Source organism: Heyndrickxia vini (genome assembly GCF_016772275.1).
Classification (GTDB): Bacteria; Bacillota; Bacilli; order Bacillales; family Bacillaceae_C; genus Heyndrickxia; species Heyndrickxia vini.
The window spans coordinates 1,488,699-1,502,572 of the sequence record NZ_CP065425.1 but is presented as its reverse complement, the minus strand read 5'-3'; the positions used below and the strand labels follow the sequence as shown (position 1 = coordinate 1,502,572).

General features: G+C 35.1%; 15 protein-coding genes. 2 read left to right on the top strand and 13 right to left on the bottom strand.

From position 1 onward, the window contains the following. Window positions 1-81 precede the first annotated feature (81 nt). From I5776_RS07410 to I5776_RS07350, 13 genes are all read right to left on the bottom strand, one after another. Window positions 82-1,071: a hypothetical protein gene (locus I5776_RS07410; RefSeq protein ID WP_202779883.1), complete on the bottom strand. Its 990-nt coding sequence runs from the start codon at window positions 1,069-1,071 to the stop codon at window positions 82-84. Window positions 1,072-1,175: 104 nt separating this feature from the next. Continuing rightward, window positions 1,176-1,640: a type II secretion system protein gene (locus I5776_RS07405; RefSeq protein WP_246483946.1), complete on the bottom strand. Its 465-nt coding sequence runs from the start codon at window positions 1,638-1,640 to the stop codon at window positions 1,176-1,178. A 79-nt stretch (window positions 1,641-1,719) separates the two neighbouring features. Beyond that, window positions 1,720-2,463: a hypothetical protein gene (locus tag I5776_RS07400; protein ID WP_202779880.1), complete on the bottom strand. Its 744-nt coding sequence runs from the start codon at window positions 2,461-2,463 to the stop codon at window positions 1,720-1,722. Continuing rightward, on the bottom strand, window positions 2,460-3,110 hold the full coding sequence (locus I5776_RS07395) for a PilN domain-containing protein (protein ID WP_202779879.1): 651 nt from the start codon (window positions 3,108-3,110) through the stop codon (window positions 2,460-2,462). Before I5776_RS07395 ends, I5776_RS07400 begins: the two co-directional genes overlap by 4 nt. After that, entirely contained in the window at window positions 3,110-4,081 is a 972-nt protein-coding gene (pilM, locus tag I5776_RS07390; RefSeq protein ID WP_202779878.1) for a type IV pilus biogenesis protein PilM, read from the bottom strand. Before pilM ends, I5776_RS07395 begins: the two co-directional genes overlap by 1 nt. 23 nt (window positions 4,082-4,104) lie before the next feature. After that, on the bottom strand, window positions 4,105-4,848 hold the full coding sequence (locus I5776_RS07385) for a prepilin peptidase (protein WP_202779877.1): 744 nt from the start codon (window positions 4,846-4,848) through the stop codon (window positions 4,105-4,107). A gap of 12 nt (window positions 4,849-4,860) precedes the next feature. Continuing rightward, a complete protein-coding gene (locus I5776_RS21570) occupies window positions 4,861-5,319 on the bottom strand; it encodes a type II secretion system protein (protein WP_281397294.1) in 459 nt (152 codons plus the stop codon). 108 nt (window positions 5,320-5,427) lie between these two features. Further along, window positions 5,428-6,642 carry a type II secretion system F family protein gene (locus I5776_RS07375; RefSeq protein WP_202779876.1) on the bottom strand — a complete coding sequence of 405 codons (1,215 nt, stop codon included), beginning with the start codon at window positions 6,640-6,642 and terminating at the stop codon, window positions 5,428-5,430. Window position 6,643: 1 nt separating this feature from the next. After that, a complete protein-coding gene (locus I5776_RS07370; protein ID WP_202779875.1) occupies window positions 6,644-7,684 on the bottom strand; it encodes a type IV pilus twitching motility protein PilT in 1,041 nt (346 codons plus the stop codon). 8 nt (window positions 7,685-7,692) lie between these two features. After that, on the bottom strand, window positions 7,693-9,351 hold the full coding sequence (locus tag I5776_RS07365) for a GspE/PulE family protein (RefSeq protein ID WP_202779874.1): 1,659 nt from the start codon (window positions 9,349-9,351) through the stop codon (window positions 7,693-7,695). Further along, complete coding sequence (locus I5776_RS07360) at window positions 9,348-10,724, bottom strand: VanW family protein (protein ID WP_202779872.1); 1,377 nt, start codon at window positions 10,722-10,724, stop codon at window positions 9,348-9,350. The genes I5776_RS07365 and I5776_RS07360 overlap by 4 nt, the downstream gene beginning before the upstream one ends. A 25-nt stretch (window positions 10,725-10,749) precedes the next feature. Beyond that, a complete protein-coding gene (locus I5776_RS07355; protein ID WP_202779867.1) occupies window positions 10,750-11,484 on the bottom strand; it encodes a PRC-barrel domain-containing protein in 735 nt (244 codons plus the stop codon). 12 nt (window positions 11,485-11,496) lie between these two features. Further along, a complete protein-coding gene (locus I5776_RS07350; protein ID WP_202779862.1) occupies window positions 11,497-12,633 on the bottom strand; it encodes a hypothetical protein in 1,137 nt (378 codons plus the stop codon). Between the two features lie 109 nt (window positions 12,634-12,742). Between I5776_RS07350 and I5776_RS07345 the strand changes: the two genes are divergently transcribed. Both I5776_RS07345 and I5776_RS07340 read left to right on the top strand, forming a co-directional pair. After that, window positions 12,743-13,303 carry a type IV pilus modification PilV family protein gene (locus I5776_RS07345; RefSeq protein WP_202779861.1) on the top strand — a complete coding sequence of 187 codons (561 nt, stop codon included), beginning with the start codon at window positions 12,743-12,745 and terminating at the stop codon, window positions 13,301-13,303. Further along, entirely contained in the window at window positions 13,245-13,871 is a 627-nt protein-coding gene (locus tag I5776_RS07340) for a PilW family protein (RefSeq protein ID WP_202779860.1), read from the top strand. The genes I5776_RS07345 and I5776_RS07340 overlap by 59 nt, the downstream gene beginning before the upstream one ends. The last annotated feature ends 3 nt before the right edge of the window (window positions 13,872-13,874 follow it).

The window sequence follows — 13,874 nt, the reverse complement described above, 5'->3', positions numbered from 1 at the left end:
AATGTACGTACACAACGAAATTAAGCGAAAATTGGCGAAATAATCTCGAATAGGCTGACACGATTGTATCAGCCATTACTTTTATTCTAGCTTGTTTATTTCTTGAAGATAGGATAGTAAGGAAGTTTGCGCTTTTATTAATTCCTGCTTATCTTGGTTGCTTTGAAAAGCTGTTAAGGTTTGAAAACTTTGAATTTGGATATTTTTCATTAGTTCCAACTGTTTATTTTTTATATCTTTCAAATTTGTAATTTCGGTTAGCTTTGTTTTCAGCGCTCCAAACGCATCTTTGTCAGTATCCCCAGTAAGATATGAATTAGCAATTTCCTTGCTAAGTAATTGAAAGAGGGGAATCGATGCAGAAATGAACTTTTTCTCATCGTTTGATTGAATAGGAATGCTTTTTCCCTCAATTGTTAATTCCTTAGCGAACACAGCTACTCCTTTTTTTTCATACTGTTTAGCTAAATTTTTTGCCGACTGGAGATCGCCCGCTACACCGATATAAATATATTGTTGATTGGAAATTGGCAAAACAACGGCGGGCAATCCCTTTTGTTTAATCGATTGGACGATTGGTTCAGGATTTTTGTATATCCCTCCTTGAATAACTGCTGCTGTAAGTGCCGGAATTTGAATGTAAGCAGTTTTACCTGAATTATTTTTTTGTGTGGGATTTTCGTTTTGCGTGCTTGTTGAATGTGCTTTTTGAGTAATATTACTCTGATAAATAACTACTTTTAACATAAATAAACCAATTAGTACCCCAATGCTAACGGCTGTTATAATCGAGAGAAATAATTTTGTCACTTGTTTATTTGGATTTTTTCTCAGTTTATTTGGAAATGATGCCGTACTTTTCTTTGTATAATTGATTTTCTTGAATTCTTGAATTTGATTTTCATCAATGTCGGGTAGTATCCAGTCGAACTGTTCATCTTTTGTCTCCGCTCCTACGGCTGTTTCTTCTTTTGCCGATTTCCAATCATGTATCGTCATATCCTCATTGATTGGACGTTCTTTTCCGTTTATTTTAATTTTAATTTTCTGGTTTTGCGGATGCTTGTCCATTTTTGTCCCCTTTCCGTTCGCGATATTTGTTATATGCTAACATAAGGACAAAAAAAAAGAACAAGACTTTTGTCGTCTTGCCTGTAAAGGATTTCGTCAAATTTCTACTTATTTTCTTGTACATTGTTAATAGAAAGATCATCAAATGGAACTGGATATTCTTCAGAATTTCCTTCCCCATTTGAACAGATATTTTTCGTAGAACCTATTAAGCAAACGGATTTCGCTGATAGTCCTTCAACGATTATGTATGAATCATTCGTATCGGGATCAAGGTAAGCTTTTGAAAAGGGATCTTTTATCTTTTCAATCATATTTTCTTTATATAGTAATTGATAAGTTATCTTTGAAAGTGATTGTTCTTGGACGTGTTGATCTTTCGCATAATATTCTGCAGCTTCCTTTAGTGTGTACGCTGTGTGGACAAATGCATCTTTTTTTGCTCTTTCGATTAAACCACCTATCGAAATCACTGCAATCAGTGCAATGATTCCTAATATGACAACAACAGCTAACAGTTCAATTAATGTAAAACCTTTTTCGTTGGCTCTACGTATTGATTTCCGCACTTGGCGCTCGCTTTCAGCACTAATCAACAAAGTCTTTCCTTTAAGTACCTTCATAATGAATACGTGCCTTTCTGAAAGGTTATGGAGTTTGATCATTATTTTGCTGTGTATCAGGGAATTGAACAAATGGATTTAGTTTGTCACTAGCTGATGGCACTTCCAATTTTGGCAGCTGATCAGCCAAACTTTGCAGCTCCGGCATATAAAATGCAGACGCCGTAATAGTCACCGCAATCGTTTGTTTTTCTTGATCATCCGTTGTCATTTCGGTAGGACCATTAACATCAATTTTTTCAATCCCGATAATTCTTGGCAATGACTGCAACTGCTTGATAAACTCTTCCAGTTCAAAATAACTCGGGGATTCGACAGCGATTGTTACAGTTGTGCTTTTTACACCTGTTGGTAAGGCTACCGTTTTCTTCGAATTTTGATTTGATTTAGTTTCATTTGAATCCTCTAAAGTTGTCTCTGCTTGTCCTTTTGCTGCCTCACCTGTAAGAAAATTTATAGACTTAATTGTTGAACCTGACACAGTCTCCGCTTTATCTAATTGCAAAAGGAGTTGATCGGTTAATGGTTTAACAGGTACTTTTTTTTGCAAAGAAATCGTGCTTTCAAATGTTTTTTCACCCATTTGATTTACTTTCTGTTGAAGCATCGCTAATCCTTTTTCATCTGAATGTAGCTCCGTTTTTTTCATTTCCAACTGCTGAACAGCAGGTTGATAATATTTAAAGTAAAGAAAAAGCAAGATTAAAGCAGTTATTATGAAAACAGACAAAATCGTTGCCGCTTGTTTTTTATTAAAATGAAGGGTCACGGACCGTTCCCCCCTTTAGATTGATCTTCTGTTTCTTCCTCTGTCAGCTTGTTAATGGATTGCTTATCAATCGTTATCGTGTATGAAACGATGTATCTTGGTAACACGTTATTTTCTTGTTCAGCTATTTCTTCTTGGACTTGGGTATCTTTATTATCCGTTTTTTCAATATCGTTTGTTGTAATTTCGGTTATTTCAGCATTTTCAACCCATTTAGCACTAGTTAATCTACTCAAATAGTAGGCTGCGTCATTACTCGTATCAAATTGGATTGTCATATTAACTGAGCCATCCTCATTATATGAAAAAGTTTGAAAAAAGCCTCTTTCCGGTAAATATGATACAAGTTGCTTTAATAATGTAACTGTATCAACAGGTACAGTTTCTGCCCAATCTACAGACGTTTTTAATTGCTTGTATGCATCATTACTTTCAAAGCTAGTCAGCTTTTGCTCCGCATCTATCCGAAATTCCTCTGTTTTCTTAATTTGCGATTCAAGTAGTTTGATCTGTCCATGTTTATTATTAATTTGCATGATAAAGAGAACACTTAAAATTACGGCAACGAAAATAATCCCTATAATTATATAAAAAGGCGCTCGTGATTTTGTTTCTTTTTTTTGAATAAGATTAATTTCGACTAACATTAGTGCACCTCTTTTAACCCTAAGCCAAGAGCAATACTATAAGACCTTGGTATTGTCACATCCGATGATGGTTGAAAAACTTCTGAAGGCAATTGATCAATGCTTATTTCCAAACGATCCGTTAAATACTCTCTAATCATATTACGTTGGGAATGATCCCCACTTAATAATATTCGATTAACCTGATGCTCCCCTTTTTGGATCGTAAATTGATAGAAGGACATGATCTGACCAATATCTTTTACGATTTCATCTAGTTGATAGATTTCATTATTTTCCACTGAATTCTGTGTTAAAGATGATAGGGAAACATCTTCATCCTCATTAATGGCGATCGGTCTCATAAAAAGAGGAATATGCTGATGAAAAATCGATATCGTCAATAATGATTCATCAAAATGAAGCAGCATGACATGATCATTCTCATGGATAAAATTATTTTTATAATAGAGGCGGTAAAGTGATAGTGGTGAAACATCCGCAACCTCCGGCTTTAATGATACATCTTCTAACAAACTTAAATAAGATTGAATGACTTCTTCCTCTGTAGCTACGAGAAGTACTTCCTTTTTCTTATTTTTTCCGGGTAAAATCACAACATCGAAATTTGGTTCTTCAAATGGAAGATGAATCGTCGTGCCAATTTCTAAAAAGATATATCCCTTTACTTCATCATCACGAATATCCGAAGGAATAGTGAGCTTACGGATTGCGATTGTAGAATCAGGTACGATAAAGCGTACCGGTCTCTTTTTCACACCCAGTTCATCAACAATATTTTGTAAAATGAGGGTTAAATGCTGTTTATCGATGATGCGGCCATCTTTAATAATTCCACTATCAAGGAGACGCTCCCCATACTGTTGGACAATAAGTGGTGAACGCTGCTTTACCTCTAAATATCGGATCGCATGATCGGTAAAAATAAAATTTATTGTTTTTTGATCACGTTGCATAAATCGCAGCCCCATTACTAAAACTCCTTTAAAAACTACTATGTTAATAGTGAAAGATACCAATCTATGATTATTTGACCATAGAAATAGGTGACAAGTGCCCCAAGACCAATAAAAGGACCAAACGGGATGGGTTTCCCTTTTTTAAAGATTCCAAACTTCAGACCGATAATCCCAACTACAGCACCAAATAATGTTGCTAGAAAAAATGAAAGAAGGACGAATTTTAACCCTAACACGAAACCGAGGACACCAAATAGTTTAATATCTCCGCCACCCATTCCGCCTTTGCTTACAAAAGCGATTGCTAGAAGAAGCAGAAAACCAATTGCTCCGCCGAGCAGTGAATCCCACCATGGATCAAGCGGGGAAAGTAATCTTTCGATAAAAAAAATACCTGTAAATACTAAAAGTATTTTGTCAGGAATTATCATATAGGCAATATCTGAGATGAAAATAATAATAATTAGTGATATTAATGTCCAAGCAATAATGACTTCGAAATTCCAGCCAATCTGTATATAGGCAAATACAAAAAGTATAGCTGTTATCAGCTCGCCTAATGGATAAAGCGGAGAAAGCCGCCCTTTACAGTGACGACATTTCCCCCCTTGGATTAAATATGAAAAAACAGGTATCAATTCCATTGCCGATAATGTCCGATGACAATGTGAACATGCTGACCGTGGTTTTACGATTGATTGATTTACCGGTACCCTCAGTCCTACGACGTTGAAGAAGGAGCCGAGGAGGAGGGCGTAAAGGAAAATAATTAAATTCACTTATTATCCCTACTATTTTATATCTTCAACATTTTTTCTTTTAAGTTCATCGGAAGTTTTGGCTTTAATACCTCTAGTACCATTAATTAATGTTACTGTATATTTATAACCACTACCGCTTTTTTCTATTAAAACAAATGATTTCTCTGTATCATAATTACCTTTATCCGGATCTTTCATAGGATCAATTAAATTATCTTTAATCATATCTTTCAAATACAGAGTTTGAGTTATAGCTTTTCCATCTGAATCAGTAAACTCCTCGGCATTTCCCGTAACCCAAGTCTTCGCAGAATTAATCATCTGTTGTGCATTCGCAACATGTGCATCTTTCTTCGAGTTGTCAATTAACCCACCAATACTAGGTATCGCAATAGCCGCGATAATCCCCAAGATAACAACAACTGCTAGTAATTCAATTAGTGTTAACCCCTTTTGCTCTTTTAACTTTTGACCGATTTTTTTTAACACGTTTTTCCCTCCATTTTTCTATTAAACTAGTAATAAAGTCTTATTGAAATCATTATATCCGATGGTCTAGTAAATATCGACATAAAAATTGGTAGTTTTACAAAAATTTTATTCGTACGTTTGAACATTATTATAGATGTCAAACATCGGCACAATAATGGCTGTGACAATCGTTCCTACTAATCCTGCGAGGACAACGATCATTAATGGTTCAATCAGTGATTTTAAGCGATCGGTTGCTGCTTCTACTTCCTTTTCATAAAAGTCGGCAACCTTTCCGAGCATGGAATCTAGTGATCCTGTTTCCTCCCCGATAGCAATCATTTGCGAGACGAGCGGCGGAAAGGCCCAATGTTTTTTCATCGGTTCTGACAGTGACTGTCCTTTTTCTAAAGAATCATAAGATTGTCGAATGACTCTCACATACACTTCATTTTCAACAATTTTTTCAACCATTAGTAATGCTTGCAAAATCGGTACAGAGCTCGTAAACATAGAACTTAATGTTCTTGTCATTTGCGCAATAATTGCCTTTTTCATAATTGAACCAAAGAATGGGATTCTTAATAAGAAATAATCAAAATAGTATTTCGTTGCTTTATTTTTTCTTAATGCCATCATACCCATCACTAGTAAAATAAGTATTAATATAACTAAATACCAATATTTCTGCATAAAATTACTGGCATTTAAAACTAATTGAGTAATAGCCGGCAATTTACCGCCAAAATCTTCAAACATGGAAACAAAAGTAGGAACAACTGCCACTAGTAAAAAGATAACAACCCCAATCGCAATAATTGCAACAACGATTGGATAGGCGAGTGCAGATACGACCTTTTGCCGTGTATGATGCTGTTTTTCATAGTGGACAGCTAATCTTTCCAGTGTTTCATCTAAACTACCGGATGCTTCACCCGCTCTTATCATATTGACAAATAACGGCTCAAAAATTTTCGTATGCTTTGCACAAGCATCTGAAAAGGGCTTTCCTTCTCTTAATTCTGTTTCAATATCGGCTAATGCTTTACTTAAATATTTACTTTCTGTTTGTTCAGCCAATATTTTCGTCGCATCAACAATCGTTACACCTGCTTGGATTAAGGTAGAAAACTGACGTAAAAATATGACGATATGCTGAAGCTTAACAGGTTTACCAATTGTAATATCTTTTGTTAATAGTGTTTGTGGTACTTCTTCAATATCAATCACACGAATTCCTTGTGCTTTCAGCTGAATCATTGCCTCACGTTTGGAATCCGCATTGAGAACACCAGTCTTTTTCCCTAAACGATCGCGTCCAGAATATTTAAACCTCGCCATTTTACAAATCCTGCTCCATTAAATATGGTAAAGCCACTTCTCTTGCAATTTGTTCGGCTTGAACTAAGTCTTTTACGCTAGATGAAAGCAATTGCATGCCACTTCCTTTTGATGTTTGCAGCACATTAGGAATTTGATGGACTTTTTCGCTTCTTATTAGATTTGCGATAGCTGAGTTATTAATCAAAATTTCCATCGCCGCCTTTTGCCCCTTCTTATCAGCTGTTGGAAACAGTCTTTGTGAGATGATGCTTACTAATACAGATGCAAGCTGAATTCTAATTTGTGCTTGCTGTGAAGGTGGAAAAACATCAACAATCCGATCAATCGTTGATGTTGCACTGGATGTATGCAACGTCCCTAACACAAGATGTCCAGTCTCAGCCGCCGTGATTGCGGTATGAATTGTCTCTAAATCTCTCATTTCTCCGACTAAAATTACATCCGGATCTTGACGAAGAGCGCTTCTTAGTCCATTCGCAAAATTCCTCGTATCAAAGCCAACTTCTCGCTGATCGATAATGGACAGTCGGTGCTTATGTAGATATTCAATTGGATCCTCAAGAGTAATAATATGCTTTCGCATCGTTGCATTCATATAATCAATCATTGCTGCTAACGTCGTTGATTTTCCACTTCCAGTTGGACCCGTAACGAGAACGAGCCCTTGTTGCTTTTCAGCAATCTTCTTCAATATTGACGGAAGCTCCAATTCATCAATTGTAGGAATTTTGGTAGGAACAATTCTTACCGCCATCGCAATGCATGAACGTTGGTGAAACGCGTTAATCCTAAATCGGGACACACCAGGAATTCCATAAGAGAAATCCAACTCTCCTTGCTCCTTTAATGTTGTCCATAAATAATCAGGAATAATTGCTTTCGCCATTTCCTCCGTATCAGCGGGTCTTAACATTTCTTTTCCATAGCGTTTTAACTCACCATTTATTCTTACAATTGGTGGTGTTCCAACTGTTAAATGAATATCGGAAGCTTTTAATTCAAACGCTGCACGAAGTAAATTTTCAATTTTATCTTTCATTTCATCCCCTACTCCGTAACTGCCACACGTAATATTTCTTCTGTAGTTGTTAAGCCTTGCTTCACTTTAAGCAGGCCATCATCAATTAGGAAGATTGTTTTATGCTTGATTGCTATTTTGCGTAAATTCGAAAATGGTTCATTATTCATAATGACCTGTTTCATTTCATCATTAAACATGAGAACCTCATGAATCGCCATTCGTCCACGATAACCTGTCATATTACATGATGAACAGCCTCGTCCGCGAATGATTTTATCAATGGTCATATTCCGTTTTGCAAATATTTCAATTTCCCGCTTAGTCGGAGGATGTTCCGATGCACAATCCCGACACACCCTTCGAACAAGGCGCTGTGCAATAATGCCGCTAATTGAAGAGGCAACTAAAAATGGCTCCACACCCATATCCAATAATCTTGTGATTGTGCTAAGCGAATCATTGGTATGGATTGTACTTAATACTAAATGACCTGTTAATGAAGCTCTTACAGCAACTTCAACCGTTTCGCGATCACGAATCTCCCCTACCATGATAATATTTGGATCTTGACGTAAAATTGAACGCAAACCGGCAGCAAACGTCATCCCAACATTTGGGTTCACTTGAATTTGGTTAATTCCTTCAAGCTGATATTCAACCGGATCTTCGATGGTAATAATATTCACTTCTTCATTATTCAAATGATTTAAAGCTGCATAAAGCGTTGAAGATTTACCGGATCCAGTAGGACCTGTAATTAAAACAATTCCAGTCGGTTTTTCAATCAATTGCTTAAATCGTTGTAAATGCACTTTATTTAAACCTAATTGACTTATATCATTTAAAGAACTTGCGAGATCTAATATTCTTAATACTATTTTTTCACCGAATACGGTTGGCAAGGTTGCAACCCGCAAATCGACATGACGGAAGTCTATCGTTGTTTTTATCCGTCCGTCCTGTGGGATTCGGTGTTCAGTTATATCAAGATTAGCCATAATCTTTAATCGAGCAATCAACATACTTTGCATATTTTTGGGCAATGATCGTTCTGTACGTAATATTCCATCGACACGATACCTAACCGTAATTTTTGTTTCTTGCGGATCAATATGAATATCACTGGCCTTTTGGACAATTGCATTTGATAATATTTGATTGACGATACGAACAATTGGGGAATCCTGATCAGTAATTGTTTCTTGTTGAACCGGCTCATTTTCAGCTAACTCATCAATATATTCAAACCCATCTTCGGAATTGTAGTATTTGTTTATAGACCGCAATATATCGTCTTTTGTCGCAATGGCCGTCTCAATTTGAAAACCAGTTGCCAGCCGTAAATCTTCGATTACATAAAAGTCCATCGGATCTGCCATCGCGACAAATAATTTATCTGCATCTTTTCTTAATGGAATGATTAGATTTCGCTTCGCCGCCTCTTTGGAAATAAGTGAGAACAACTTTGGATCAAATGGATATCGAAATAAGCTAACATGTGGAATGCCTAATTGAAATTCAAGCACCTCAATAAGTTGTTGCTCAGTAATATAGCCCCGTTCAATAAAAACCTCACCAAGTTTTTGATTTGGCCCTTTTTCTTTTAAAGCAATTTGCAATTGCTGTTCGGTAATCATTTCTGTTTCTACTAATAAATCACCAAGACGTTTTTTCACGGTTTTCATTTTACATCACTACTTTTGCTAGATTTTTCAATTTCATCGGTTTTTTTCGTATCCTTTGCTGACTTATCACTTGTCTCACTCGATTTGCCATCTTCTAAATTCGTAGGCGAAGTTGATGAAGATTCTTCATTATTTGTATCAATTGATTCATCTGAGCTATCAATAGTTGAGTCTATTTTATCATCAATTGTTGCGGTATCTTCCGGTGTCTCATCTTTTTTAGCAGCTTGTAAACTATGAATCTCTATTCTTGGATGTGGTGGGTAGAAATCCTCACTAATCATTTCACTACTAATTAATTCTCCAGCTTGGTTATGTACTTCACGAATCATTTTCACAAGTACACCGTTTTTACCGATCTCTTTCACATTTACAGTTCCTTCAGGCAATAATGCGCTGTATTGCTCAATTGTTTTTGGTGAAAAGGTTTTTTTATCTTTTACAACAGCATTATATTTATAGGCAAAAGGGATCCCTTTCATATCTACGTATAGCCCATTATCAATTTGTTGAAATGTCAATGTATATGTGGTTTTATTGGGATTTGCAAAGATAAAATCTTGATTCAAAGCTGAATCGACTTTAGCTTCGTAACCAAGATGGATATAATCTGGTAAATTACTACTTTGGTTTTTTTCAATGATAGGAAAATTCGTTTGTAACACTAATTCATATAATAAGGAGGAAATAATATTTACATCCTTATTTGAAAGTTTCAGTTGATTCTTTTTCAAAAAATCATTAAGAGAAAACTGTGTATTATTCTTAATTTCAATCGTTGAAATTTGTTTACAAAATGCTTTTAACCCCTTTGTAAGGGAAGTATCATTTCGAAGTGACTCTGCAACTACTGCTTGATTATTTGCTTCTCCAGCTATGAAGTTTTCAATGGATATATTCACATCAGTAGATGTAAGTGTTGCTGCTTGTTCAGATAAATAACGACGAATACTTGTAAAATCAATCGAATCCTCATCAAGTTCCGGAAATGCTTCCAATATAACAGATTTAAGTTTTGCTTCTGGTATTCTAACAATAATTTGGTTCTTTTCTCCGGATTCTGCGCGATTGATCGTCTCATTAATATCAAATAGAATAAATGATGATTGAATAGATTCTTTTTTTTCCATATACTCTTCTGTAATATTTAGCTGATCATTCCATTGTTGAATCTCGCTTGTTAATAATTCCTTAGCTTCTTGAGCAGTCTTACCTTCCATATTTATTGGTCCAATCGTGGTGCCTTTTAAAAAGGATTTCGTTGGATTCAAAAAGGTATTGTAAGCAAGTGCGCCAAAATGTGAAAAAGCAAATAAATAAACCGTACATACAATTAATGTGGTGAAAATGATCAAAAATCGTTTATAATTCACATTCGACGCTCCCCTCTATCGGCACTTATTCAATACTCATTGTTAATTTAACAAAAACGTTAGGACCGGCCTCTTTAGCCTTTGCAATGTCAGCATCTGTTAGAATCGTACCAGCCTCAATGATTTGCTTGCCTGATAAATCAACGATATTTTCAGCTACCCTTTTTCCTAACAGCATTTCCGTCTGTTTCTGATTTAAAGCAACGATTTCCTCATTTTCGACAACTGCTTCTTCAATTACTTCTTCTATAGGGGTTTCTTCTAATAACTCTGTTATTGATTCGACAAAATGGTCCACTGCCTCTTCGGTTACAACAATGATGTCTTTTCCTAAAGTGATGATGAACTCGGAAGAAAGGACAACTTTTCGATCTTGCCAATTTATTTCCACGCCAATAATTTGACCTGTTTCATCATTCACAAAAAATTCAATTGCCTGTCCAACTAACTGACCTTTTCTTGTCATTAAGCGTGTATCGATAATCTTTATTTTACGATTCACTAACTGATTAGCAATAGGAATTTCATTTAAATCAATAACCGCATTTTCATTTTCAACCGTTACAGCATATTCACCGATTCCGATAATTTTGCGAAAAGGAATCGCTTTTACACTTACCTGCCAATTTTCCTGTTCAACCGTCAAAAAATCAACCGAACTTTGCTCTGGATCAATGACTAAATCTTTCACTTTTCCAATTTCTATTCCATTGGCAATGCTAATGATTGGTAAATTTTTTATTTCAATACTTTTTTTCATTTATCCCCACACCTATCTTTTTTTATTATTTACAAGTGATGTTAAATAGTTTAATTCTTTCATAATACCTGGGTACCGATTAAATCGATCTTCTAACTCCAATAGAAAATGTTCTAACTTTTTAAATTCACCATTGGAAATGTAATGTTCAATTAATACATGTGCAAACGAATAGTAATCTTCATCTGGTAAACTTGAGTCAAGATGTTGAATGATGCGTTCTTCATAATGACCGCTACCCAACTGATTTTTCAATAATAAAAGTTCTTGTAACATGGATGATATTACTTGTTTCTGCAATAAAGTTACTTCTTTTGAGGGATGTTGATCGACAATTACCTCTTCAACTTCCTCGCTAAAGGGTAACTCAACATCGATGTCAGTTAATTCTGTTAGTGGTTCGTTTAAAAGATTGTTTTCTTCAACCATTTGATTATCATCTATTTCATCGTAAACACTAACACTTGAATCTATTTCTTCAATTTCATGTGCGATATCAATCGGATTAGTCGAAACAATCTCTTCAGTCTCTATAATATCTTGCGAATCCTCTACTTCATATTCACTATCAAGCGTAATTTCCTCTAAATCGGATTCTACGGTAGCCGCTGCCTCCATTACAAAAGTATCTTGATCTTCTATGTAATGATCTGTTTCCTCTACTTCCATGATCAATTTTTCTATATCACTTAAAACGATTTCGGCCGGTTCCTCGTCTTCATATTTCCCATCACTTACTTCTTCTACCATTGATTCAGTAGTTTCTATTAATGAACTCGTTTTTTCTTCTTTTTCTAATGAATAATCTGCAATAGGTAGTTCCTCACTAGACGTATCGTCTGGTCTTTCATCCTCGTGAAGCAGTTGATTTGTAAATGCATCCTCGTCAGTTTCGAAATCATTCGCTTCTACTACATGATGCGCTAACTTTTTTTCAAGTAAGTAAGCAAACATTAAACTTAATAAAAGTAAAATAAGTGCAATTTTCCATATCTCCATAACATTTAATGCTAGGCTTCCTATTCCTACTAAAAAAACAGCAAAAACAACAATGATCCATTTCACATTTTTCTGTATACCAATTGGTAAGAAATAGATAAGAGGTATCAGAATGATAAGCCCGATTACGGACATAATCATTGAAATCATTAATTAACTCCCTTCCTAAGACTATTATCCTAGAAATTGTCGGATAAAGACGGATTTTGATTAAATATATTGTATAATAAAGTCGAGTAATTTAAAAGAAGGTGATGCGATGAATCCTATAAAAAAACTTCAACATCAAGAAGGAATAACATTAATTGAAGTCTTACTATCTATTACAATATTAGGAATAATTTTGCTAACTTTTATGCATTTTTTCCTACAGGCTGGAACCTTTACAAATGCGAACCAAAAAAAGACAGTGGCGGTAAACGTAGCACGAAATGCATTAATGTTTATGGAGAAACAAAATTTCCTAGTACTTAAGGATGATTTTTTAAAAATAAACGACGGAGAAGCATCATCAAGTGACCATTCTTTGCATTTAAAAATTTGTAATAATCAGTATGAGTATAAAAACGAAAAGATTAATGCGGGCTGTGAACCGATTAAGATAAATAATGTTCCTTATGAGGTCCTCGTTTCAACTGATAATATGGATGATTGTTATAATGGAAATAGCAAAACACCCAATCAAAGCGAGTCTAACAAAAATAAAAAAAGCACATGTAATTACTATATTCCAATAAAGGTTGAAGTGAGGTGGGCAGTCAATGATAAAGAATATCAGACAAGCGTTGAAGGAACCGTTAAAAGCGAAGAGCTTCGATAAACGTGGGGTAACTTTAATTGAACTGTTGGTAACTGTCGCTATCTCAGCCATTTTCTTGCCCGTTATATATAGTGCCTTCATTACCGGTTATAAATTATATGAAAAAATAAATATTGAAGGCCAGTTACGCGATGATGCCGATTATGTAACATCTATGATTCTTAATACCTTCTACTCTACGCCCTTTGATGTCGTGGACTCATGTGGCAGTTCCACAAAAAACTGTATCGATATTAAAGAAACGAAAGAAACCACACTTACTAAACAAAATAATACTAACTTTTATGATTTCGATCAGAAATCATACGAACATAATGAAGATGTCATCACTTCAACAATTAAATTAGTAAACTTTGAAAAAAATGGCCAATCACTTACAGGCATTCAAATTAACGATCAATTACTAGAAACCAGCTCCAATTTTGAGGGTTCTACGTTCTCAATTCATTGTAAAAATGATAATAATGTACAAAATTGCGAAACCAATGGGACTATTGAGCTTCATTTGCAAGTTAAAGATGATAAACATAATAAGGTACTTCATTTGACAAGTGAATTCGGTTTTTAAATA